Below are 24,811 nucleotides of genomic sequence, written 5' to 3'. Positions count from 1 at the left end.
AATTCCGCTTCTCCATAACATCTGAAATATAGAGGTAAGCTATCATGGCAGGTAAAGACGTAAAATTCGGCCGCGACGCGCGTGAGCGCATCATGAGCGGTGTCGACATTCTCGCCGACGCAGTGAAGGTCACGCTCGGTCCCAAGGGCCGTAACGTTGTGCTCGACAAGAGCTTCGGCGCGCCACGGATCACCAAGGACGGCGTAACCGTCGCCAAGGACATCGAACTGAAAGACAAGTTCGAAAATATGGGCGCTCAGATGGTCAAGGAAGTTGCTTCCAAGACCAATGACGTTGCCGGTGACGGCACCACGACTGCAACGGTTCTCGCACAGGCGATTGTTCGCGAAGGCATGAAGTCGGTTGCTGCTGGCATGAACCCGATGGATCTCAAGCGCGGCATCGACCTTGCTGTCACTAACGTTGTCGCCGATGTCCAGAAGCGTTCCAAGAATGTGAAAAGCTCAGACGAAGTCGCCCAGGTTGGTGTTATCTCCGCCAATGGCGATATCGAAGTTGGCCAGAAAATCGCTGAAGCGATGGACCGTGTCGGCAAGGAAGGCGTGATCACGGTTGAAGAAGCCAAGGGTCTCGAATTCGAACTCGATGTTGTTGAAGGCATGCAGTTCGATCGCGGCTATCTCAGCCCCTATTTCGTCACCAATCCGGAAAAGATGAATGTCGAGCTCGAAAACCCGTACATCCTGATCCACGAAAAGAAGCTTTCGAGCCTGCAGGACATGCTGCCGATCCTCGAAGCCGTGGTTCAGTCGGGTCGTCCGCTGTTGATCATCGCTGAAGACATTGAAGGCGAAGCGCTGGCTACTCTGGTGGTCAACAAGCTGCGTGGCGGCCTGAAGGTTGCAGCGGTCAAGGCGCCTGGCTTCGGTGATCGTCGCAAGGCGATGCTCGAAGACATTGCGATCCTGACCAAGGGCGAAATGATCTCCGAAGATCTCGGCATCAAGCTGGACTCGGTTACGCTCGGTATGCTCGGCGAAGCCAAGCGCGTCACCATCGACAAGGACAACACGACCATCGTCGACGGTGCGGGCCAGAAAAAGGCAATTGCCGGTCGCGTAGAAGCGATCCGTCAACAGATCGAAAGCACGACCAGCGACTATGATCGCGAGAAGCTTCAAGAGCGTCTTGCTAAGCTTGCTGGCGGCGTTGCCGTGATCAAGGTTGGCGGTGCCACCGAGATCGAAGTGAAAGAGAAGAAGGACCGGGTTGACGATGCTCTGCACGCAACGCGCGCCGCTGTTGAAGAAGGTATCGTCCCTGGCGGCGGAACCGCGCTTCTCTATGCCACTAAATCTCTGAAGGGCCTTGAAGGCGCCAATGATGATCAGACGCGCGGCGTCGATATCGTCCGCAAGGCGCTCTACGCACCGGTTCGTCAGATTGCTGAAAATGCCGGCCATGATGGCGCGGTTGTTTCGGGCAAGCTGCTTGACGGCAAAGACGCAAAGCTCGGCTTTAATGCCCAGACCGATACCTATGAGGATTTGGTCAAGGCTGGTGTCATCGACCCGACCAAGGTTGTCCGTGCTGCTCTGCAGGACGCCGCCTCGGTTGCTGGTCTGCTGATCACCACCGAAGCCACGGTTGCTGAGCTTCCAGAAGACAATGCACCTGCTGCTCCGGCGATGCCGGACATGGGTGGCATGGGTGGCGGCATGGGCTTCTAAGCCCGACCGGCATTCGCCAAGAAACAAGGGCCGGAGGCGCAAGCTTCCGGCCCTTTTTCTATGGAGCTGCCGCTGCAACGCCAGATCATTGCCCAGCGCGAACTTGAGTCTATGCTGGGGAGGCCATGTCGGATGCCGCGGACGAACCTGAGGCCATTGCCTTACGCAGAAAAGTAAGCGGTACGCTGCTGGTCCTATATGGCGTCGGCACTATGATTGGCGCGGGGATTTATGCGCTGATCGGAGAAGTAACGGCTGCAGCCGGCTGGTTCGCACCGCTCGCCTTTTTGCTGGCCTCGGTAATCGCTGGATTAACGGCGGCCAGTTTTGCGGAACTCTCGTCGCGCTATCCCCAATCAGCTGGAGAGGCTGCTTATGTTTCCGCCGCCTTTGCCAAGCCGCGCCTGGCTGTGCTGGTCGGCTTGCTGATTGTCGCTTCTGGTATCGTCTCCTCCGGCGTTATGTTTCGGGGGTTCGCTGGCTATGCATCGGGATTGGCGGTCTTCGAGCCATGGCATGCCTATCTTGCGCTCGCGCTCGTGATTGGTGCCCTGGCTAGCTGGGGTATCGGGCAGTCGGTACTTGCGATCGCGGTGATTACGCTGATTGAGGCGGGAGCTGTGCTCTTGGTCATCGCGCTCGGGGCGTTCCAGGGTATCGAAACCCCGGCTTCGATCCCGGTTTTCGGGTCGACAGAGGCGGTTGCCGTGGTCGCTGGCGCCGTGCTCGCCTTCTATGCGTTTATCGGTTTTGAAGACATGGTGAACATAGCCGAGGAGGTCAAAAATCCGCGGCGAACCATGCCGAGAGCCATCTTTGTCGCTCTGGCGGCAACGGCCCTGATTTATGTGGCGCTTTCGATCATCGCGATCTCCAGCGGCCCGATCGATATGCTGGCTAAGAGCAGTGAACCCATGACGCTTATCTTCTCCCGGCTGAGCGATTGGCCCAGCCAGTGGATGAGCTATGTCGCCATATTGGCCGTGCTGAACGGCGCCCTTGTCCAGATCTTGATGGCATCTCGTGTGCTGTACGGCCTGTCGCGCCAGGCGTTGATTGGGCCCTGGCTGGGACAGCTCAATGCCAGAACTCAGACACCGGTTTTGGCGACCATCCTCGTTGTTTTGCTCGTCTTTGTGAGTGCAACGCTATTGCCGTTGACCACTCTGGCACAGTTCACGTCATTGTTTTTGCTGATCGTGTTTGCTCTGGTGAACGTCGCGCTGATCCGAGTGAAAGCGCAAGGCGCAGGCCCTGAGGGATATTTCGCGATCCCGCGGATCATTCCCTATTTCGGAGCGATTTCGGCCGCGCTGTTCGCTTTGGCGAGTGCTTGGCAAATTGTGTCGTAACGCCCGTCAGCGACGAGATTTGCCGGTGTCAGGGGGTGTTGGCGAATACGGGCTCTCCGTCTTTGAGAGTCAACTCGATATTGATGTTGAGCAGTTCGTCCGTCGCTACGCTGGTCGGATCGGCTGACAGCACCACAATATCCGCGCGCATTCCCGGTACGAGCTGGCCCTTGCTGTCTTCCTCGCCAATTTGCCAGGCGGCGTTGCTCGTAATCATCGTCAACGCATCATAGGGGGACACACGCTGAGTCGGGCCCAATATGTCGCCGGATCGGGTGCGGCGGGTGACCGACGTCCAGACAAGCCGCATCATATCGGGCGGGATGATCGGTGCATCATTGTGAATCGTCGGCATGAGACCGAGATCGAGCGCTGTGCGCTGCGGTGATATGAAGTCTGCGCGAACCGGGCCAAGCGCGACATCGCGATGCCAGTCACCCCAGAAAAAAGTATGGGCGACGAAGAAGGATGGGTGAATTCCGAGCGCTCTTTGGCGCGCAAGCTGATCGGCCGTCACGACCTGGTTGTGGATCGCAACAGTGCGGGCATCTGCTGATATTCCGGAGGCCGCGACCTGGTCGATCAGCTGCTGGGCGGCAGCGTCGCCGTTGACATGGGCGAACACCTGCCAGCCATTTTCCGCCGCGGCGCTGAGATAACCGGCAAGCGTTTCGTCGGTCAGAATGGGATAGCCACTATAGCCTGCTACCTGGCCATCTGGCGGAACCGGAACCGGGTCGTGCAGCCATGCGGTCCGGCCTTGCGGCGATCCATCGAGCACCAGCTTGAGACCGGCGATCCGAAAGCGGTTTTCATAATCACCGCCAATTGGCAGCGCGGTCATATCTCCCCAATCATCGCCCATTCCCAGCAATGCGCCGACATCGATCTGGAGCAGATTATTCTGTTGGGCGGCCTGCATCAGTTGCAGCTGGCCGGGCGAGATCCGGCCGTCCTGTGCGGTGGTAATGCCGTTCGATACGTATATTTCCTGTGCGCGCTGCAGGGCCGCCATAAGCTCTGCGGGATCCGTCGATGTGGCCAATCCCATATGCGCGAAATAGGCGGTCTCCTCGAGCACCCCATTGGGCGTACGGCCATCGGCCTCGCGGCGAATGATGCCACCTTCCGGATCTGGGGTATCGGCATCGATACCGGCGATCGCCAGCGCAGCGCTGTTCATAACCGCGAGGTGGCCGGATGTATGGGTGGTGATAATCGGATGGTCGGTCGATATCGCATCAAGATCATGGCGGGTTGGGTGGCGGTTCTCCGCCAGCAAGGAGTCATCATAGCCGAAGCCGACAACCCATTCGCCCGGAGCGATCTGATTGGCTGCCAGATAATCGCGCATGCTCTGCTGGACTGCGGCAATATCGGACGCGCCACCGACCGGGGGCGGGGAGAGATTGGCGATACCCGCAATCACGCCGACGCCCAGAAAATGGCCATGCGCATCGATAAAACCGGGCAGGAAAGTTTGCCCTTGAAGATCGACGACTTCGCTATCGGCTCCGCGATGGGCCATGACGCTTTCGTCCGATCCGACGGCGATGATGATCCCGTCGTCTACGGCAATCGCTTCGGCCCGATCATTCACTCCAGTCATCGGAATACCGATGCCGTTGTGAAGGATGAGGTCCGCTTCGATCGTTTGCGCAGGCGCAGATACCGCGCTGAGCGCTAGCGTTAATGCTAGGAAGTGATGCCTTTTCATGGCTGCCCCTCTTGCCACCGCCGTGCTGTTTTGCACGATCGGCGGCAATAGTGGCTCAGCACCCGGGCCGAGTAAAGAAGCCGCGGCGTGCGGGCCTCGCGACTAGGCCATGTTGAGGAAGTAAATCAGATAGCCAGCGAGGAAGAGTCCCGAAGCAAAGGTACCGAACGCGCCAATCACGCGGGCAAGCACGAATAGCTTGCTGCCTGATTCTCCGTGCGACCCGGTAAGCGAGCTAAAGGCAATGGCATGGGACGCGCGGGCCACGACAAAGGCCATCCCGACCCAGCACAGAATGACCGGCGATCCGCCAACCAGTTCGGCGAGCGCCAGGACGACCAGGAATATCGCTGCATTCTCGGCAAGATTACCGTGGCGCCGGATTTTCCGTTCCAGGTCCGGATCATCGCCGACCCCGATATTGGTTTGCGATTTTACTCGGTGGAGGCCGACGGTGATCATCAAAATGAGCTGCAAGGCGAGGATGACGGCAGCGACGGTGGCGGAAATGACAGGAACGGGCATGATTATTCTCCATCATGGAGTTTGGGGGTGACACGGCTGCTGTAGCGGTGCAAAATAGCATCGTCTAAGTCCAAAAAAGCACCATAGCGGTGCATTTATGCGACATAAGCTATCAAGGGAATCTCCATATGCTTCGCCACCCGGATCCCGACTGGGAAGATATCAAGACATTCAATGCGGTAATGGATGCGGGTACCGTACGGAGCGCGGCCCAAAAGCTGGGTGTTCATCATTCCACGGTCAGCCGTCGGATCGAATCACTGGAACGGACGTTGCAGGTGCGGCTCTTTGATCGGCGTCCGGAAGGCTATGCGCCGACCCAGGCAGGCGAAGAGCTTGCCAGCATTGCTGATGAATTCGGGGCTGAGCTAACGACGATATCGCGGCGTATAGCAGGTCGTGACGATATGCTGCCGGGCAAGCTGACCGTGACGATGGCCGAACCCCTGGCAGTAGGCATTTTTGCGCCAAAGCTCTCTGAATTCTGCGAAGCTTATCCGGGTCTCGAGCTCGATATTCGCGTCACATATGAGGAGCTCGACGTGGCGCGGCGAGAGGCGGATATTGCTGTCAGGATGAACAATAATCCGCCGGATACATTAGTCGGCAAACGCTTCTTTCCCTATCATATGAGCATCTATGCTTCGCCCGACTATTTGAAGTCACATGACTTGGTGAATGATCCCAAATCTGCGCGTTGGCTGGGGTGGGGGGATGATGACGAAGAATATCCCGAATGGACCCAATCGACGGAATATGCGCGGGTTCCGGTTTGGGGAGCTTTTGATCGCCCGACGGTCCAAATTGGCGCTGTGCAGGCCGGGCTTGGGATTGCCATGCTGCCATGTATGATGGGTGATGTGGCGCCAGGATTGGTTCGCGCTACGGATCGCAAACCAACACCGGCGCGTGACATATGGGTGCTCACCCATAATGATCTTCGTCGCACCGCACGTGTTCGCGCATTTATGGATTTTGCAGAATCAGTGATTCGAGCGAATAAACCGCTGCTTGTCGGCGATCTTGTTGCAAATGGTTAGGGCTATTCTTCGTTCTGCGCGGTGGTTTGCTCGTCGGTTTGGGCCGACTGTATGGCGCTCTCATAGTCTTGTTGCGCTTCGTCCAACGCCGCCGCTGCTTCATCAAGCTGCCGATCTTCAGCGCTGGTAAGGCCTTGCTCGTCGCTTCCACCGCTACAGGCAACCAGAATGACAAGAGAGGCGATTGCAATAGATCGCATCATTGATTTCTCCCCCAAGTACCGGATCGCAGATAATGTTTCCGGCCATAAAAACTAAAAAAGGCCGCGCTCGGGATACGGGCGCGGCCTTTCTTAATCGTTGAAGCGCAGTGCCTTACTCGGCAGCGGCTTCTTCTTCGCCTTCGTCGCCCATGGCGTCGTCAGCAGCGGCTTCCATATCGGAAGCCATTTCGTCCATTTCAGCCATCGCGTCGTCAGCAGCAGCTTCCATATCGGCAGCAGCTTCGTCAGCAGCAGCTTCTACGTCAGCAGCAGCATCTTCAACTGCGTCCGCAGCGTCGCTGGCTGCGTCATCGGCAGCTGCGCATGCAGCGAGGCCAAGTGAGGCCGCAAGGGCCAAAGGCAATGCAATAGTCTTAGTCATGGGTGCTCTCCCAGTAGTTAGCGAATTCACGTTAAACGACATGGGCCCCCGAGGGTCGACCCCCGAAACCAGTCACGAAATTTCTAGCCGGGCTGGATCCGTAAAGCAATATTGCTTCAAATTGGGTCTATTGAGGCTCAGCTACCGTTGGATCATCTTCCACCGTCGGCGCGTCAAAATCGTCCATCTCGTCCAGGTCTTCAAGCGCGGCTTCGAACGCAGCATCCTCGCTATTCTCAAGATCGCCATCACCGGCATTCATACCGGACATGTCATAGTTCAAAATCTGAGCTTCGCGGGTTTGGAAATAGGCGGAACGGGCCGCAGCATAAGGATCCGCGCTGCTATCTAGGAACGCGTCAACGCCAGTGTCCATCAAATCTGAACGTACGCTGATGATGCCGCCCGCCCGGATCGCCAGCTGCTCCTGGCTCGATAAGTTGAGCCCCCGATCAAAGAAGAGCGAAACGGGATTGGCAACGATGTCGACGATCAAACCGAAGGTATCGCGCTGGGTTGATGGTCCAAAGATCGGATTCAGGACATAGCCGCCATCACCGACTCCCCAAACCGCCAGCGTCTGCCCGAAATCTTCGGGAGCCGGATCGATCCCCAGAGCAGAGGCATGATCGAAAAGGCCGCCAATGCCGATCGTCGAATTGACAATGAACCGACCAAGATTGCGCAAGGCCCGTCCTGGGCGACCTTGGAGAATATTATTGATGAAGGACCATGGTTCGGTGAGGTTTCTGAAGACATTGGAAACCCCGCTTCTTAGCGGACGGGGCGTCACGGCGCGGTAGACATTGGTTACCGGCCGTATCGCCACATCATCAATGCCTTGATTGACGGCCCACATATCGCGATTGAATTCTTCATGCGGATCGCGGTCGGCCATCCCGTTAGGACCAGCCTGGGTTGTAGCGCAGGCGCTGAGGCACAGCGCCAGTAGCAATGACATCAGGAGTTTACGCACGACAATCTTCCCAGGAGTACCTTCAGGTCGGATCAAGGAATGCCTCGCTGTGTCGAATGTGTCGAGTCATTTTGGGCCAGTAAAACGTTAACGCTAATCTGGCCCTCAAATCACGAAACCCCGAGATATCAGTGATAAAAGCCCTGATATCCACTTAGTTGACCGCATATAAAGATATCTTTATATCCTTATAAATGCGCGCTGAGTTAGAGATCTTTCGGGCCTTAGCGGACCCAACCAGGCTGCGGATTGTCGCGCTTCTGCGCGCCATGGAGCTATCGGTTGGCGAGCTGGCTCAGGTTCTCGGTCAAAGCCAGCCGCGCGTGTCTCGCCATGTGAAGATTTTGGTCGATGCCGGTTTGGCCGTGCGTCGGAAAGAGGGCAGCTGGGTGTTTTTGGGCCTCGGTGACCCGGGGCGCGTGCAGCCATTGCTCAAGGCGATTGATGGCTGGTCCGATGCCGATCAGGATCATTGGATGCGCGCCGACCTGGCTCGATTGGAAGCTGTGCGCGCTGATCGCCAGGCAGCGGCAGAAGCTTATTTTGCGGCCCATGCAGAGCAATGGGACGCGATCCGGTCACTGCATGTTGCCGAGAGCGATGTCGAAGAAGCCATGCACCGCGCTCTCGAGCCTGAGGAGATTGGTCGGCTTGTCGATATTGGAACCGGCACCGGGCGCATTCTTGAATTGTTCAGTGGTCGAGCGGACCGTGCGACGGGTATCGACCGGAGCCCGGAGATGCTTCGGCTCGCCCGTGCAAAGTTAAGCGAGGCAAATCTCGAAGATACAGAAATCCGCCAGGGCGATATGTATTCCTTGGAGCTGCCAAGCGCGGATTCAGACACGGTAGTCTTGCACCAGGTTCTGCATTATGCCCAACAGCCTGCCGCCGCGATCGCCGAGGCGTCACGACTTCTCGATGCTGATGGACGGCTTCTGATCGTCGATTTCGCTGCGCATGAACGAGAGGATCTGCGCAGTCAGGCCGCGCATGCACGGCTAGGGTTTTCGGATCAGCAGATCGCCCGATGGTTTGAGGCGGCAGAGATTGAAGGCGGATTATTCGAACAGCTCGAAGGCGGTGAATTGACTGTCAAATTATGGCTCGGACGGCGAAAAGCCAGTCGGCGATTAAAGGTGGTAGCGGCATGACAATTGATGAATTGCATGAAGCACGCCGCGCTGCCGATGAGCCGCTGTTTGCCGACTTAGCTGGCGATGCCCGAATCTCTTTTGAGTTTTTTCCGCCAAAAACGGAAAAGATGGAAGCGACGCTGTGGGACTCGGTTAAGATGCTCGAGCCACTTGGTCCGCGCTTCATTTCGGTGACCTATGGGGCTGGGGGCTCCACCCGGGAACGGACCCATGCAACCGTGCGTCGGATCGTGCAGGAAACATCTGTCAAAGCCGCAGCCCACCTCACTTGTGTCGACGCGAGTAAGGGCGAAATAGAAGAAGTCATCAGCGACTATTGGGATGCTGGCGTGCGCCATATTGTCGCTTTACGCGGTGATCCGCCGCGCCAGGGCGATACCTTCGAACCGTTTCAGGCGCATCCCGATGGCTATGCCAGTGCTGCTGAGCTGGTGGAAGGAATTAAGGCTTTCAAACCATTTGAGGTATCTGTGGCGGCCTATCCCGAGGTTCATCCGGAGGCCGAGACGGCGCAGTCCGATCTCGATAATCTCAAGCGCAAACTGGACGCCGGGGCAAATCGGGCGATTACGCAATTCTTCTTTTCAGCCGACAATTTCTTCCGCTTCCGCGACGACGTGGCAGCGGCCGGTATCGACGCTGAAATTGTTCCGGGAATCTTGCCGGTATCCAATGTGGCTACGACAAAGCGGATTGCCGGGATGTGTGGTGCGTCGATCCCGCCTTGGATGGATCGGCTGTTCGATGGACTGGATGCGCTGCCAGCTGCTCGCCAGCTGATATCGGCAACCGTGGCCGCTGAGCTGTGTCGTAAACTTTATGCGGGCGGGGTTCGTGACTTCCATTTTTATACGTTGAACCGGGCCGAATTGTCATATGCCATCTGTCATTTATTGGGAATCCGGCCCGATGGCGGTATGCCCGAAGGAGCGAACCAATGACCGATATTGCAGAGCAAATTCGCGCGATTGCTGCTGAGCGGATTCTTGTGTTCGACGGCGCATGGGGCACGGCGATCCAGGGCTATGAGCTCAGCGAAGATGACTATCGCGGTGATCGCGAATTCCGCCTGGATCAGAAGGGCAATAACGATCTCCTGTGCCTGACCCAGCCGCACATTGTTGAGGAAATCAGCACCGCCTATCTTGAGGCGGGTGCAGATATCATCTCGACGAACACGTTTAGCGGCACCACCATCAGCCAGGCCGATTATGGCGATGAAGCGCTGGTGCATGAGCTCAATGTCGCCGCTGCAAAGCTCGCCCGGCACGCGGCTGATACAATCGCAACGCCGGAAAAACCGCGCTTTGTGGCGGGTTCGATTGGCCCGACCAACAAGACGCTCTCGCTCTCGCCCGATGTCAATGATCCCGGATTTCGCGAGGTCGATTTCGACGAGATGAAGTCCGTTTATGCCGAACAGATTGACGGGTTGATTGATGGCGGGGTGGATATGCTGCTCGTTGAGACGATTTTCGACACGCTCAACGCCAAGGCCGCGATCATGGCGGCCCATGAATCGGCTGAGCGCCATGGCACGACATTACCGCTCATCCTGTCGATGACGATCACCGACATGTCGGGCCGCAATCTCTCCGGCCATTCGATCGAGGCTTTCTGGGCATCGGTGCGCCATTCCAATCCGTTGGCCATCGGGCTCAATTGCTCGTTCGGTGCCCATCGCCTGCGCCCCCATATGCAGGCGATCTCCGAGATGGCCGATACGCTCGTCATCGGTTACCCCAATGCCGGGCTGCCGAACGAGCTTGGCGAATATGACGAATGTGCGGAGAAAACGCGCGAAAAGCTGAGCGAATGGGTCGAGCTGGGAATCGTCAATATCGTCGGCGGTTGCTGCGGGACGACGCCCGAGCATATCCGCGCAATTGCCGAACTGGCTGACGGCCAGCCGCCCCGGGCGATTCCTGAAGGCATCAGCCAAACCTTCCTTGCCGGTCTCGAACCGATGACGCTTGCCGCCTGAAAGCTGCCATGACCGACACTTCCGCCACCTTCGTCAATATCGGCGAACGTACCAATGTGACCGGCTCTGCCCGGTTCAAGAAGCTGATCCTCGCCGATGATTATGAGGCAGCGGTAGAAGTCGCGCGCCAACAGGTGGAGAATGGCGCGCAGATCATTGATATCAATATGGACGAAGGTCTGCTCGACGCTGAAAAGGCGATGACGACCTTCCTCAAACTGATCGCCGCCGAACCCGATATCGCGCGTGTGCCGATCATGATCGATTCTTCGAAATGGTCCGTAATCGAAGCCGGACTCAAATGCGTCTCGGGCAAGCCGATCGTCAATTCGATCAGCATGAAGGAAGGCGAGGACGAATTCCTCGCCCATGCCGCAAAATGCCGGGCCTATGGCGCTGCCGTCGTAGTCATGGCGTTCGACGAAACCGGCCAGGCCGACACCAAGGAGCGCAAGATCGAGATCTGTGAGCGGGCCTATAAACTGCTGACAGAAAATGGTTTTCCGCCCGAAGATATTATCTTCGATCCAAATGTCTTTGCCGTCGCCACCGGCATTGACGAACATCGCCGCTACGGGCTCGATTTTATTGAAGCGGCGCGCGAAATCCGCGCGCGCTGCCCTGGCGTTCATATCTCTGGCGGTCTTTCAAACCTGTCTTTCAGTTTCCGCGGAAATGAGCCCGTGCGCCGAGCGATGCACAGCGTTTTCCTTTATCACGCCATTCCTGCCGGCATGGATATGGGCATCGTCAATGCCGGCCAGCTCGACGTGTATGATCAGATCGATCCGGCACTGCGTGAAGCCTGTGAAGATGTGATATTCGATCGCCATGACGATGCGACCGAGAATCTGATCGCTCTGGCAGAGAAGTTTCGCGGCACCGACAAAAAGGCGGAAAAAGAGGCTGAGGAATGGCGCAGCTGGGATGTCGTCAAACGCCTTGAATATGCGCTTGTGAAAGGCATCGACGCGCATGTCGTCGACGACACCGAGCTGGCGCGCCAGACGATCGATGAGCGTGGCGGTAAGCCGATCGAGGTGATCGAAGGGCCGTTGATGGACGGAATGAATGTTGTCGGAGACCTGTTCGGATCCGGCAAGATGTTCCTGCCCCAGGTCGTCAAATCGGCGCGCGTGATGAAAAAAGCCGTCGCGCACCTGCTGCCCTATATCGAGGCAGAAAAGGATGAGAATGCCAAAGGCAAGGGCACGATCATCATGGCCACGGTCAAGGGCGATGTACATGATATCGGCAAGAATATCGTCGGCGTTGTCCTGCAATGTAATGGATTTGTGGTTGTCGATCTTGGCGTGATGGTGCCGTGGAGCGATATCCTTCAGGCGGCCAATGAGAATGACGCGGACATGATTGGCTTGTCGGGTCTGATCACGCCCTCGCTTGATGAGATGGTGACGGTAGCCGAGGAAATGGACCGCGCCGATATGCAGGTGCCACTGCTGATCGGCGGCGCGACAACCAGCAAAGTACATACCGCGCTCCGTATCGAACCGGTCTATGCCGGGCCGACTATCCATGTCCTCGATGCCAGTCGGGCCGTCGGCGTCGCATCGACCCTCGTCTCACAAACCCAGCGCGATCCGTTCGTTGAACAAGTTGCCAATGACTATGATGAAATCCGCACGGCGCGCGAGGGCAGGGGCGCGAGCAAGCTCGTTTCGCTTAACGAAGCGCGGAGCAATGCGTTCGAAATTGACCTGACGCTCAAACCTGATGCACCGGCGAAGCCCGGGCTGCATGTGTTCGACGATTGGCCGCTGGACGATCTGCGCAGCTATATCGACTGGACGCCCTTCTTCCGCGCATGGGAGTTGGCCGGTACCTATCCTGCTATTCTTGACGATGATGTGGTTGGCGAAAGCGCGCGGGACCTGTTCGCGGACGGACAAAAGATGCTCGACCGGATCATTGAAGAGGAATGGCTGAAACCGCGCGCAGTGGCCGGCCTGTGGCAATGTCGGCGTGAGGGCGATGATATTGTGGTGATCGCTGACGATGGTGAGCATCGATTGCCGATGCTGCGCCAACAGGTCGCCAAGCGATCGGGCCGCGCCAATATGTGCCTTGCTGATTTTATTGATCCCGCCGGGGATTGGATTGGTGGTTTCGCGGTCTGCGCCGGTCATGGCATCGATGCGCATATCGAACGCTTTAAGGCGGATACCGACGATTATTCGGATATTTTGCTCAAGGCGCTGGCCGACCGCCTGGCCGAAGCCTTTGCCGAGCGGATGCACGCCCATGTACGGACGGACCTATGGGGCTATGCCGCCGACGAAGATCTTATCAACGAAGATCTGATCCGCGAAAAATATACCGGCATTCGCCCGGCACCTGGTTATCCGGCTTGCCCGGACCACAGTTTGAAGCCGCTATTGTTCGAACTGCTCGGCGGCGGCTCCGGGCACAATGGCCCAGCCGGGATTGAGCTGACCGAGAGTTTTGCGATGTGGCCGACAGCGGCTGTATCGGGCTTCTATTTCGGCCATCCCCAGTCGCAATATTTCGGCGTGGCCAAGGTCGGGCAGGATCAGCTCGAAGACTATGCTGGCCGTCGAGATGTCGATCTCGACATCGCGAATCGCTGGCTCAGGCCCAATCTGGAGCGCTAACCAGCTCAAAAAAAGGGTTAATCGTCGAGAAAAGCTTCCGTTAACGAAACTTTTTCGGAAAAAATTAACTAGCGAGCGCGCAACCTCACGCCTCAATTGGGGGGCAAAATGCGTCTTTCACCTGTGATAATACTCGCTGTTCTGATCGTCAGCTGCTCGCCCTTGGTGATCTGACCGGGTCGGACCGTCAATTGACATGATCGAGATACTCTTCGAAACCATCGCCATGTGGTTACGAACGATCGCGCGCATTGGCGCCATGGCTTCACTGATATTCGGGCTGGTCCCGGCTGCGGCGCAAGAGGCGACTCGACCCAATATCGTTCTCATCCTCGCTGACGATGTCGCCTTCACGGACTTCGGGGCCTATGGCAGCGAGATCAACACGCCCAATATCGATGCGCTTGCCCAGCGCGGCGTGCTCTTCACAAATTTCCATGCGACACCGATGTGCGCGCCCTCGCGCGCCATGCTGATGACGGGGGTCAGCAGCCATCGTGCTGGCGTCGGCAATCTGCCTGAGACCACGCCGGTGGAACATCAAGGGTCACCAGCCTATCGCGGTTATCTGGCACCAGAAGTACCGACCATTGCCGAGCGGCTGCAGGCGATTGGCTATCGCACATTCATGACCGGCAAATGGCACCTCGGACATAGCGAGGAGACCTTGCCGAGCGCCCGGGGTTTTGATCGCACGTTCATCCTGGATGCGACCGGTGGCGATAATTACGAAGATCGACCCTATCTGCCGATCTATGAAGAGGCGCCCTGGTATGCCGATGGCGAGCCTGTTGGCCTGCCGGACGATTTCTATTCATCCGAATTTCTCGTCGACCAAATGATCGACTTTGTTGGAAGTCCTGAGGAGGGCGAGCCCTTCTTCGCCTATGTCGCCTTCCAGGCCATCCATATCCCGGTCCAGGCACCGCGCGAATTCACGATGCGTTACCAGGGCGTTTATGACGATGGCTGGCATGTCCAGCGTGCCCGCCGCGCTGCGGCGGCCCATGCGCTGGGCGTCGCGGATAGCGATGCGCCGATCGGTCCGATGCATCCGGATCTGCGTGATTGGGACGCGCTTAGCGACGAGGATCGCGCCTTCTACACCCGCGCCATGATGGTCAATGCCGGTATGCTCGAGGCGATGGACTATCACCTTGGTCGTCTGATCGCGCATCTTCGGGAAACCGGCGCCTATGAGAATACGATCTTCATCGTCACTTCGGACAATGGTCCGGAAGCGGGCAGCCCGCTGGACACGGCGAACGGCGCTTTGTCGCTCTGGCTGACCGGTTATACGGCGGAAACCGAAAATCTGGGCGAGCGGGGCAGCTTTGGTTTTATCGGCCCGGAATGGGCAAGCGCTGCCGCTTCGCCCCATGCCCTATTCAAATTCCACGCCAATGAAGGCGGCACGCGTGTCCCGCTAATCGTGGCTGGCCCGGGTGTTTCTGATGGCATCATGGCGCGCCAGCTAAGCCTGATCAGTGATATTCCGGCGACTATCGCGACGTTGGCCGGTGCGGAGGTGAGTGGCATCACGGGCCGCAGCCTGGTTCCGGCACTCGAGGGCGGTGAAGAGGCCGTCTATGGCCCCGAAGACGGATTCGGTATCGAATCCGCCGGGCGCCGGGCCTATTATCGCGGACGCTACAAGATCATCAGCAACGGCCCGCCCTATGGCGACAATGTCTGGCGGCTCTACGACATGGAAAACGATCCGGGCGAGACACGGGATCTGGCGGCTTCAGAACCGCAGGTTTTTGCAATGATGCTTGGGGAATATGAACGCTGGGCCGAGGACAATGGCGTGCTCGAAACGCCTGAAGGCTATGAACCGATCAAGCTGCTGGTTGATAACGCGCGCGGCATATTGATGCGCCGCTATTGGTGGGTGCTTGCGCTGGCCGGCTTGGTCATCATCGCTCCGATCGTCTTGCTCGTCTATCGCCGGCGCCGCAAGCGGCGCGCGACCGCCTAGCGGCAGTTCGTCTCGGCGACATCGGGCATCAGGTCGAGACAGCGGCCGTCAATTTCGACATCGGAAATATCGAGATCGATCAATGAGGCGAGCGTCGGCATGATATCGACGGTCATAACGCCCAGCGGCTGTTCAAACTGCTCGGCACCGGGCCACCAGAAGAGGATCGGAACGCGCCGGTCATAGTCCCAGACGCTGCCATGGGTGGCGACATAGGCACCCGGGAAAGGTTGCGGGATCGGCGTGACGCGCGGCTGCAACACGACGATGAAGTCGCCGGAGCGATCCGGGTGGAAATTGGCGCGGACACGATCAAGCACCGTCCAATGTTCGGGCGGCGCGTCGGTGACGGTCTGCGCCATGATCTCGTCGCGACCATAGACGCGATAGACTTGCGGATGCGCAGAGATCATTGCAATCGCCCGATCGATCACCTCGGCGCGGCGACCTTCCGGTACAGACCGATCGACATAGAAATCACCGAACGGGCTGTCTGCGCGCAGGACCGGTGCTTCGAGGCCAGTTTCGGTTGCGAGCCGCTCGTCCAGCGTCTCGAAACCCGGGAGCAGGCGCGCGGCCCGCGGTGCCGCCTGGCCAACCTGGCGTTCGGGCAGGTCGAGCCCGCCATGATCGGCGGTGAGCATCACGACATAGTTGATCCCGCGTGCATCAAGCCGGTCGAAGAAGTCGCCGAGCATAGTGTCGAGCGCGGTCAGCTGGACACACATCTCAACGCCATGCGTGCCATAGGCATGGCCGATATAATCGGTCGAGGAGAGGCCAATGGCGAGCAGGTCGGTGGTTTCGCCCTGACCAAGTGAGAGTTCGGAGACGAGATCGGCGGCGAGCACCAATGTCAGCAGATCACCTTCAGGCGACGCAAGTATCTGGCGGCTGTCGGTAGTCGGTCCGCGCGAAAAGACATGGGTGCCGACGGTAATGCCCTCACCAATCGGGACCGCGCGATTGTACGCGGCGCAATGCTGCGGAATGGGCAGGGCAACGCGATTTGAAACAGCGGCCTGCATTGCAGATTCGTTGATCCGCTGCACCGCTTCGGGAAGGTCGCGCCCGGCGAAGGTCGTGAATCCTGCATCGCCGGGCCAGTACATATGATCGGCCTGAGAACCGCCAAGCATCACCGCAGCCCGATCCTTGCCGGATACCGAGACAATTTGGCTCGCCTCACTCACTCGTTGCAGCAGGTCTCCCAATGTGGGCACCAAAAGATTCCCGGTCGAGACGGTGTAATCGCTCGACGAGGAACCTTCGACTGTCGGATCTTCCGAACAATAGATGCGAGTGTCTTCGCGCGTCACGCTCATATCGAACCAGCGATTGCCCACCACACCCGCGCGACCGGGATGCGCACCGGTCAGGATCGTCGCATGGCCGGGGCAGGTTTCGGTCGCCGAATGGGCTTGATAGCCGGATGGAAACACTGCGCCCGAGAGCAAGCGGGCAAAGCCGCCGCTGAAATTTTCGCGATGCTGGGCGAAGATATCGGCGCTCAGTTGGTCGACCGAAATCGCGACGACGAGTCGCGGCGGTGCCGATTCGGTGGCTTCGGGCGCGTCGGTCGCTTGCGCAAACGCCGAAAAAGGTAGGGAAAGCGCTGTAACCAGCGTGGCAATGCGAGCGAATTTCATCGGTAGACCCCTTGATAGTGCACGGCGGATATAGCGCTGCTATAGCGCGCTCGCGAAGGAGCAAATAGGTGCGATTTTCGGCTTTTAAGACCCTTTCTGGCGTGTTTGCGGCCTTTTTGCTGTTGCTGCCCGCAATTGCAGCGGCCCAGCTCCCGCGCGAAAATGCGATCCAGACCGATCTGCTTGCTGAAACGCTGAGCCCGGCGCCGGGCCAAAGCTTCACGATCGCGATCCGGATGCTGCCCGATGAAGGCTGGCACGGCTATTGGCTCAATCCCGGTGAGGCGGGCATCCCGAACAGTTTTGAATGGGAGCTTCCTGACGGCGTGACGGTCGGCGAATTGCGCTATCCGGTGCCCGAACGGCTCGTGATCAGCGGCATCATGAATTACATCTATCATGGCGAATATGCGATGCTCGCCGAGGTAATGCTGGATGAGGGCATTGCGCCTGGAACCGCGCTCCCGCTGCGTGCCCAGGGCCAATGGCTCGCCTGCACCAATGAAATTTGTGTGCCCGAGGATGGCGCGATCGGCATCGACCTGCAGGTGGGCTCTGGCGAGATTACAGATGCCGCCCAGTTTGATGGCTATCGCGCGCACCTGCCGCGCCCGCTCGGCAGTGAAGCAGTATTCGAGGTGGTCGGCGACACCCTTCGCCTTGCCATTCCTTTCCCGCAGGCAGCGGATATTTCAGCACCCTATTTCTTCGCTGAAACCGATCGCGTGCTCGATTATAGCGCCGCGCAGAGAATCTCGCGCAATGGCGATATGCTGATCATCGAAGTTTCAGCCGAATCCGACGCTGAGACAGTCGATCGCATCGAAGGCCTGATCAAAATTGGCGAGCATGACGGGTTGATGCTGGCGGCGGTCCCTGGCGGCGTTCCGGCGGCTGGTGAACTGGTATCCCCCGATAGCCAAACCGATGGCCGGATGAGCGCCGATATCGGCACGGTCCTCTTCGCGCTGGGTGGTGCAATCCTCGGCGGAGTGTTGCTCAACATCCTGCCCTGCGTATTTCCGATCCTCAGCCTGAAGGCATTGAGCCTTGCCAAGGCTGGCGGCGAGGAGCGAGCCGTACGCCGCGATGCGCTGGCTTATACAGCGGGTGTGATCATCGTCTGCCTTGGCCTCGGCGCAGCCTTGCTGGCCCTGCGCGCGGGCGGTGCGGCGGCAGGCTGGGCATTCCAGCTGCAAGAGCCGCGGATGATCATGTTTCTATTGCTGCTGGTCACCGCAATCGCGCTCAACCTGGCTGGCCTGTTCGAAGTACCAAGCTTTACCGGCGGCGGTCGCTTTGCTGACAAGGATGGCGCTACCGGCTCCTTCTTCACTGGCGCGCTGGCAGCCTTTGTCGCGACCCCTTGCACCGGACCGTTCATGGCGGCGGCACTTGGCGCGGCGCTGGTTGTGCCGACGATCGTCGGGATGGCCATCTTTGCCGGACTGGGCTTTGGCCTTGCGCTGCCATTCCTGATCCTCGCTTATGTCCCGGGCTTGCGGTCCAAGCTACCCAAACCCGGACCCTGGATGATACGGTTTCGCCATCTGATGGCGGTGCCGATGTTCCTGACAGCATTAGCGCTCGGCTGGATCCTGGGCCGCCAAACTGGCGTGAATGGCATGACGCTTGGTATCGCGGCCGCGCTCGGTATCGCCTTGATGCTGTGGTGGGCGGGCAATCGCCAGGTGGCCGGCAAACGCGCATGGCTGCCAATGATCCCGGCAATGCTAGTGACGCTGGGCGCGCTCGCCATGGTGCCCCAGTCCGCTCCGGCGGAGGCCTCGGCCTATGAAGGCGGTGCGCTCAACGCAGAAAGCTTCAGCGAGGATCGGCTTGCTGCACTGCGCGCAGAAGGCCGGTCGGTATTTGTCTATTTCACAGCCGATTGGTGCATCACCTGCAAGGCCAATGAAGCGGGCGCGCTTAACCGGGCCGCGGTGGCCGAGCATTTTGAAGCGCAGAACATTGCGGTGCTGGTCGGCGACTGGACGAACGGCGATCCGGTGATCGGCCGCTTCATCGAAAGCCACGGTCGTTCAGGCGTACCGCTCTATCTCTATTATGGCGCCGATGGTGGGCCGGAGATCTTGCCGCAAATCCTTACCGTCGGCCTGCTGACCGAGTTGGCCGGATAACCGCTGTCAGGCCTAGCGCCCGACATCCTCATCGTCGCTGATCATCGGGCCGACTGGCGCATCCATAGGCGGTGCATCGACAAGCGCGCGCACCCAAGTTCGCTCGCCTCCCACCCAGGTCTCGGCGACTTGCGTCTCCCGAATTTCGTCCGGCGAGATTGCAAAGATATCGCGATCCAGGATCAGGAAATCGGCATAGAGACCCTCGCCGATCCGTCCGATCTGATCTTCGGCAAATCCGGCAAAGGCAGCGTCGGTGGTAAAGGCGGCGAATGCCTGTTGCAGCGAAATTCGCTCATGCGCCTGCCAACCGCCCGCGGGCTGCCCAGCTGCATCCTGTCGGCTGATTGCCACGGCAAGGCCCGGGAAAGGATTGGGGTTTTCAACCGGGAAATCGCTGCCAAAGGCGAGGCGCGATCCACTCCGCAACATCGAGTTCCAGGCATAGGCGCCGGTAAGGCGGTTTGGCCCAAGCCGCGCCTCGGCCATCAGGCGATCCGATGTCTGATGGACGGGCTGCATCGAGGCGATGATGCCATGCTGGCTGAAACGCGCCAGGTCTGCCGGGTCGACGATTTGCGCATGTTCGATCCGCCAGCGGCGATCATCGGTATAGCGCGTCGCCAGTTCCTCGATCGCGCCCAAGGCTTCGCGGTTTGCGCCATCGCCAATTGCATGGATCGCGGCCTGGAACCGGTCGAGCGACAAGCGGCTCAACCGATTGCGCAGGGCAATGCCGTCAATGAGCGCAAGACCGATTTCGCCGGGAGCGTCAGCATAAGGTGCGTTGAGCAGCGCGCCGCGCGAGCCCAGTGCACCATCACCGTAAATCTTCAGTCCGACCATCCGCAGACGACCGTCATAGAGCCACGGCGTCTGTGCATCGCCGGCAATATCGAGCAGCGTATCGAGCGCATTGGCATAGGAAATCACGCGGACGCGCAGAAGGCCACGATCGCCCGCTCGGCGCAGCACGCCCCAGTCATTGGGAGAGGTGCCCATATCGTGCATCGTCGTCACGCCGTAGCTCAGCAACAGATCCTGCGCCTCGCGCAGCGCCATATCGCGGACCGGCGGTTGTGGTGTCGGAATAGCATTCTCAACGAGCGCCATGGCTGTATCGACAAAAACACCATTGGGTTGGCCGCCATCGCGTTCGATCCGGCCGCCGGATGGCGATTGGGCGTTTGCCGTGATGCCCGCCGCTTCCATTGCTACGCTGTTCGCGACCCCGGCATGCCCATCCACACGGGTTAGCCAGACGGGCCGGTCGGCGACTGCGGCATCAAGATCGGCTGCGTTCGGGAACCGTCCAAGCCCCCAGCTTTCCTGGTTCCAGCCGCCACCGATAACCCAACGCAGCGTCGGGTTTTCCGCTCTATATTGGGCCAGTCGCGCCATCGCTTCTTCAAGGCTGGTCGTGTCGGAAAGGTCCAGCTGGATCGCGCTGTAACCCAGCCCCATCATATGGCCATGGGCATCGATCAGTCCGGGAATAACCGTCATTCCCCGGGCGTCGTGCCGGAAATCGACTTCGCGTGGGCGGTCATCATTACGGCGCAACAGCTGCGTGATGCGCCCGGTTTCGACATTGAAAGTGAAGCCGGTAAAGCGGATCAGATTGCCATCTTCGTCCAGCGTATAGCCATTGGCATTGTCCACCAATGCATCGGCCTGGGCTGGCGTTGGCAGAAGCAAGGCGGCGAGGGCGATTATACAAGCTGTCACCCAACCCGCTTGCCCTGAGCGTGTCGAAGGGCTGTCCTTCACTTCATCGTCGCTGCAAAGAGAAGGGCAGGGCTTCGACAGGCTCAGCCCGAACGGTTTTCCATTATTCACTCTTCCAGTCTCCTTACCAACGAACTTGTATCCTGACGGGCGCCGCCCATCGCCTGGACCTCGGCATAATAGCTGTCGACAAGCTCGGCGAGCTTTAGCGTCGCGCCCGTGTCTGCGCCTTCTTCAATCGCCAAGCCCAAATCCTTGCGCATCCAATCGACGGCAAATCCGAAATCGAATTCGCCCTTCGCCATCGTCTTCCAGCGATTGTCCATCTGCCAGCTTTGCGCCGCCCCGCCAGAAATCGCTTCAAAGACCTTGTCGAGATCGAGTTCGGATCGTTTGGCGAGGTGCAACGCTTCGGAAAGGCCCTGCAATACACCGGCAATCGCCAGCTGGTTGCACATCTTGGTTTGCTGCCCGGCACCGGCATCGCCGCAATGGACGATGCGTGCCGCATAGGCCTGCATGATGGGTTCAGCGAGCGTCATCCCTCGACGACTGCCACCGCACATGATGGACAGCGTTCCGCCTTCTGCGCCCGCCTGACCGCCGGATACCGGAGCATCGACGCAATGGATCCCCTGGGGTTCTCCGATTTCAGCGAGTTTGCGAGCGAGCTTTGCCGAGACGGTCGTATGGTCGATCCACAATGTGCCTTCATGCATCGCCGCAAAGGCGCCGTTATCGCCCAGAGTCACCATTTCGACATCGGAATCTGCCCCAACACACGCAATCACCGCGTCGACGCCTGTCGCGGCGGCGGCTGGAGTAGGCGCGCCTGATCCGCCACGCGCCGCAACCCAGTCAACGGCCTTTGATGCCGTACGATTATAGACGGTGACTTCATGCCCGGCCTTGAGAAGGTGGCCTGCCATCGGCCCGCCCATTACGCCGAGCCCGAGAAATGCAATCTTTGCCATGATCTGACGCCTGTCTTTGGTATCGAGCGCGATCCATAGGATGTGTTTGCCCTAGACGCCAGATAGGCTAGGGCGAGCAGGTTATGGCGACAGCAGCAGACACCAATCCCGATTCGACCGTCACGCTTGATAGCGTGCGTGCCGCACATGAGCGGATCGCCGATGCGATCGTTCGCACCCCAACGATGAAGAGCAAGACGCTCTCGGACATGACGGGTGCGAATGTTTGGCTGAAATTTGAGAATCTGCAATTCACGGCATCGTTCAAGGAACGCGGAGCGCTCAACAAGCTGCTCCAGCTCTCAGATGGCGAACGCAAGCGCGGCGTTATTGCGGCCTCGGCCGGCAATCATTCGCAGGGTGTTTCCTATCATGGCGCGCGGCTCGGTATGCCGGTCACGATCGTGATGCCCGAACATACGCCGACCGTTAAAGTCCAGCAAACAGAAGGACATAATGCCAATGTTGTGCTGCATGGCGAGCGGTTCGACGACGCCCAGGCGCGGGCGTATGAGATTGCTGAAGAACGCGGACTGACCTTCGTCCATCCATTTGATGATGCCGATATCGCATCGGGGCAGGGCACGGTCGCGATCGAGATGCTGGAGGATGTTCCCGAAATTGATACGCTGTGCGTGCCGATTGGCGGCGGGGGTCTGATTGCTGGTGCTGGTGTCGCTGCCAAGGCGATGCGGCCTAAGCTCGAAGTGATCGGCGTCGAGGCGGAACTCTATCCTTCCACCTATTCCAAAATGCGCGGACTAAAGCTGCCTTGCGAAGGCGATACGTTGGCAGAGGGTATCGCGGTCAAAGAACCGGGCGAGTTAACACTGGAGATTATCCGCGAGACGGTCGACGATATCCTGCTGGTCAGTGAGCGCGATCTGGAGCGCGCTGTCTCTCTGCTGCTGCAGATCGAGAAGACGGTTGTTGAGGGTGCTGGTGCTGCCGGGCTCGCGGCGATGCTTGACCATCCCGCCAAGTTCAAAGGCAAGAATGTCGGACTGATCCTGTGCGGCGGAAACATCGACACACGATTGCTGGCAAATGTGCTGCTCCGCGATCTGGCCCGCGATGGACGGCTGGCACGGCTTCGGATCCGGCTCAAGGATCGGCCGGGCGCGCTCTATTATGTCGCCAAGGTGTTTGACGAGCAGCAGGTCAATATCATCGAAGTCTATCACCAGCGCGTATTCACCACCCTGCCGGCCAAAGGGCTGATCACCGATATCGAATGCGAAACGCGTGATCGCGCACATCTGGAGCGGTTGATCGCGGCGCTGGAACGCGAAGGCTATGAGGTGTCGCCGGTCGAACTGGCCTAAGCCCAGATCCTAGCGAATATCGGGATAATGGCGGTCGAGGCCGTATTTGCGGCCAAATGCCCAGCTCATCCCGCATTTCATATAAATCCAGTTTGCCTTAAGCGGGCCCCATTCGGCAATCCGCCGGTCCGATGTCTTCACGATCCGCGGGACAAGCTTCACGCTTCCTAGCCGGCAGAGCCGCAGGCACAGATCAACATCTTCCATGATGTTCATATCGGGATCGCAGCCGCCCACGGAGAGGAAATCCGCGCGGCGAAAGAACATCGCATGATCTCCGAACAGGAGCCGCAATCCGCGCACGAACAAGTGGGGACGCAGCAAGATCGGGCCGTAATAGGTCTTCGCCCAATTGTGAAAACTCGTGCCCCAACGGGTCTTGGTGCCGGTGAGCAGGGGGGTGAAGCCACCCAAGGCGCGGCGTGGATTGGCGAGCGTGTCCTCGACGAGGGCTAATGCATCGCTCGGAAGTTCGGTATCGGCATGCAGCACGCAGATCAGGGCGGCATGCGCTTCTTCAACGCCGCGATTGAGCTGGGTCGCGCGCCCCTTGCGGTGATGGTCGATAACGCGAAAACCTGCCTCCCGCGCAATCTCCACCGAGCGGTCTGTGCTCCCGCCATCGACGGCCACGACTTCGGCCGGTTGCGGATCGAGCGTGGCGATATTGGCGATCACTGCGGGAAGCGCGGTCTCTTCGTTGAGCATTGGGATCACCAACGTGACTTCGCTGCGTCTCCGATCGCTCATGTCGTGAGCCATGGCCAGCGCGCCAGATCTTCGGGACGATCGCAATCTGCTAATAGCGGCAGGAGTTTGGGTTCTATATCATGCTCCGCCAATCGCCGTAGCGTTTCGGGTAACACCACCTCGGTGCCCCATTCCATGCCGGTGAAAAGAAAGTCATAGCGCGCCGCTATGCCAATCAGCCAGTAGCCGCCATCCTCGGCCGGTCCGATCACCACGTCATGCTTGGTGAGTGCGTCGGCTGCTTCTCTCAGCAAGTCCGCCGTTAGGTCCGGGCAATCTGCGCCGACAAAGATCACCGGCGGCGCGCCAATGGCAGCTCGCAGCCGATCGCCGAGATCTCCATCGCCCTGTGCGATGAGGCTGAGGTCAGCGCCGAGCCAGTCCGCAAAGCGGGTTGCTTCGGCTCCAGTGTACCGGATTTCGATTTCCAGTGCGCTTGCGCGCATTGCCGCCGCTGTCCGTTCGGCTAACTGCCGATGGACATTGGCAGCGCCCGCTTCACCGACCGCCGGAATCAGGCGCGTCTTGGCCTTCCCCGGTTCGGGATAGCGGGTGAAAAGAACGAGACGAGCATCAGGCATGGGATCGCCTTACCGGCTCATT

Annotated in this window: 20 protein-coding genes; 10 read left to right on the top strand and 10 right to left on the bottom strand. The window is 58.9% G+C overall.

Annotation, left to right across the window (positions count from 1 at the left end; genetic code table 11):
* Positions 1-44: 44 nt before the first annotated feature.
* Entirely contained in the window at positions 45-1,691 is a 1,647-nt protein-coding gene (groL, locus tag HFP51_RS08315) for a chaperonin GroEL (RefSeq protein WP_176875289.1), read from the top strand.
* A gap of 125 nt (positions 1,692-1,816) precedes the next feature.
* On the top strand, positions 1,817-3,043 hold the full coding sequence (locus tag HFP51_RS08310) for an APC family permease (protein ID WP_176875288.1): 1,227 nt from the start codon (positions 1,817-1,819) through the stop codon (positions 3,041-3,043).
* A gap of 28 nt (positions 3,044-3,071) precedes the next feature.
* Here the strand turns inward: HFP51_RS08310 and HFP51_RS08305 are convergent, their stop codons facing one another.
* Entirely contained in the window at positions 3,072-4,760 is a 1,689-nt protein-coding gene (locus tag HFP51_RS08305; protein WP_176875287.1) for an amidohydrolase, read from the bottom strand.
* A 102-nt stretch (positions 4,761-4,862) separates the two neighbouring features.
* Positions 4,863-5,285 carry an MAPEG family protein gene (locus HFP51_RS08300; protein WP_176875286.1) on the bottom strand — a complete coding sequence of 141 codons (423 nt, stop codon included), beginning with the start codon at positions 5,283-5,285 and terminating at the stop codon, positions 4,863-4,865.
* 128 nt (positions 5,286-5,413) lie between these two features.
* Between HFP51_RS08300 and HFP51_RS08295 the strand changes: the two genes are divergently transcribed.
* On the top strand, positions 5,414-6,325 hold the full coding sequence (locus HFP51_RS08295; RefSeq protein ID WP_176875285.1) for a LysR family transcriptional regulator: 912 nt from the start codon (positions 5,414-5,416) through the stop codon (positions 6,323-6,325).
* Between the two features lie 2 nt (positions 6,326-6,327).
* Here HFP51_RS08295 and HFP51_RS08290 read toward each other — a convergent pair whose 3' ends face one another.
* From HFP51_RS08290 to HFP51_RS08280, 3 genes are all read right to left on the bottom strand, one after another.
* Entirely contained in the window at positions 6,328-6,528 is a 201-nt protein-coding gene (locus HFP51_RS08290) for a hypothetical protein (protein ID WP_176875284.1), read from the bottom strand.
* Between the two features lie 112 nt (positions 6,529-6,640).
* The gene (locus HFP51_RS08285; RefSeq protein ID WP_176875283.1) at positions 6,641-6,910 is read right to left on the bottom strand and encodes a hypothetical protein; all 270 of its coding nucleotides are present in this window, start codon (positions 6,908-6,910) and stop codon (positions 6,641-6,643) included.
* Positions 6,911-7,037: 127 nt separating this feature from the next.
* The gene (locus HFP51_RS08280; RefSeq protein WP_176875282.1) at positions 7,038-7,886 is read right to left on the bottom strand and encodes a VacJ family lipoprotein; all 849 of its coding nucleotides are present in this window, start codon (positions 7,884-7,886) and stop codon (positions 7,038-7,040) included.
* 194 nt (positions 7,887-8,080) lie between these two features.
* On the opposite strand from HFP51_RS08280, the gene HFP51_RS08275 reads away from it, so the two are divergent.
* From HFP51_RS08275 to HFP51_RS08255, 5 genes are all read left to right on the top strand, one after another.
* Positions 8,081-9,040: a metalloregulator ArsR/SmtB family transcription factor gene (locus tag HFP51_RS08275; RefSeq protein ID WP_176875281.1), complete on the top strand. Its 960-nt coding sequence runs from the start codon at positions 8,081-8,083 to the stop codon at positions 9,038-9,040.
* The gene (gene metF, locus HFP51_RS08270) at positions 9,037-9,984 is read left to right on the top strand and encodes a methylenetetrahydrofolate reductase (RefSeq protein ID WP_176875280.1); all 948 of its coding nucleotides are present in this window, start codon (positions 9,037-9,039) and stop codon (positions 9,982-9,984) included. Before HFP51_RS08275 ends, metF begins: the two co-directional genes overlap by 4 nt.
* Positions 9,981-11,027: a homocysteine S-methyltransferase family protein gene (locus HFP51_RS08265; protein ID WP_176875279.1), complete on the top strand. Its 1,047-nt coding sequence runs from the start codon at positions 9,981-9,983 to the stop codon at positions 11,025-11,027. Before metF ends, HFP51_RS08265 begins: the two co-directional genes overlap by 4 nt.
* A gap of 8 nt (positions 11,028-11,035) precedes the next feature.
* Complete coding sequence (metH, locus tag HFP51_RS08260; RefSeq protein WP_176875278.1) at positions 11,036-13,660, top strand: methionine synthase; 2,625 nt, start codon at positions 11,036-11,038, stop codon at positions 13,658-13,660.
* Positions 13,661-13,856: 196 nt separating this feature from the next.
* Positions 13,857-15,641 (top strand): arylsulfatase, encoded by a 1,785-nt coding sequence (locus HFP51_RS08255; protein ID WP_176875277.1) that lies wholly within the window; start codon positions 13,857-13,859, stop codon positions 15,639-15,641.
* Here HFP51_RS08255 and HFP51_RS08250 read toward each other — a convergent pair.
* On the bottom strand, positions 15,638-17,290 hold the full coding sequence (locus tag HFP51_RS08250) for an alkaline phosphatase family protein (RefSeq protein WP_176875276.1): 1,653 nt from the start codon (positions 17,288-17,290) through the stop codon (positions 15,638-15,640). The genes HFP51_RS08255 and HFP51_RS08250 overlap by 4 nt on opposite strands.
* A gap of 68 nt (positions 17,291-17,358) precedes the next feature.
* Here HFP51_RS08250 and HFP51_RS08245 point away from each other — a divergent pair, with 68 nt between their 5' ends.
* Positions 17,359-19,431: a protein-disulfide reductase DsbD gene (locus HFP51_RS08245; protein ID WP_176875275.1), complete on the top strand. Its 2,073-nt coding sequence runs from the start codon at positions 17,359-17,361 to the stop codon at positions 19,429-19,431.
* 12 nt (positions 19,432-19,443) lie between these two features.
* On the opposite strand, the gene HFP51_RS08240 is transcribed toward HFP51_RS08245, so the two are convergent.
* The gene (locus HFP51_RS08240; protein ID WP_255454609.1) at positions 19,444-21,159 is read right to left on the bottom strand and encodes an amidohydrolase; all 1,716 of its coding nucleotides are present in this window, start codon (positions 21,157-21,159) and stop codon (positions 19,444-19,446) included.
* Between the two features lie 107 nt (positions 21,160-21,266).
* Positions 21,267-22,133: an NAD(P)-dependent oxidoreductase gene (locus tag HFP51_RS08235; protein ID WP_176875274.1), complete on the bottom strand. Its 867-nt coding sequence runs from the start codon at positions 22,131-22,133 to the stop codon at positions 21,267-21,269.
* Positions 22,134-22,216: 83 nt separating this feature from the next.
* Here HFP51_RS08235 and HFP51_RS08230 point away from each other — a divergent pair, with 83 nt between their 5' ends.
* Positions 22,217-23,458: a threonine ammonia-lyase gene (locus tag HFP51_RS08230; protein WP_176875273.1), complete on the top strand. Its 1,242-nt coding sequence runs from the start codon at positions 22,217-22,219 to the stop codon at positions 23,456-23,458.
* A gap of 9 nt (positions 23,459-23,467) precedes the next feature.
* Here the strand turns inward: HFP51_RS08230 and HFP51_RS08225 are convergent, their stop codons facing one another.
* Together HFP51_RS08225 and HFP51_RS08220 are read right to left on the bottom strand one after the other, a co-directional pair.
* Positions 23,468-24,208 carry a glycosyltransferase gene (locus tag HFP51_RS08225; RefSeq protein ID WP_176875272.1) on the bottom strand — a complete coding sequence of 247 codons (741 nt, stop codon included), beginning with the start codon at positions 24,206-24,208 and terminating at the stop codon, positions 23,468-23,470.
* Positions 24,205-24,789: a TIGR04282 family arsenosugar biosynthesis glycosyltransferase gene (locus HFP51_RS08220; RefSeq protein WP_176875271.1), complete on the bottom strand. Its 585-nt coding sequence runs from the start codon at positions 24,787-24,789 to the stop codon at positions 24,205-24,207. Before HFP51_RS08220 ends, HFP51_RS08225 begins: the two co-directional genes overlap by 4 nt.
* Between the last annotated feature and the right edge of the window lie 22 nt (positions 24,790-24,811).

Origin of the sequence: Parasphingopyxis sp. CP4, from assembly GCF_013378055.1 — a bacterium.
Classification (GTDB): domain Bacteria; phylum Pseudomonadota; class Alphaproteobacteria; order Sphingomonadales; family Sphingomonadaceae; genus Parasphingopyxis.
Note: the sequence above shows the minus strand (reverse complement) of the source record. Positions and strands in the feature narration are given on the sequence as shown.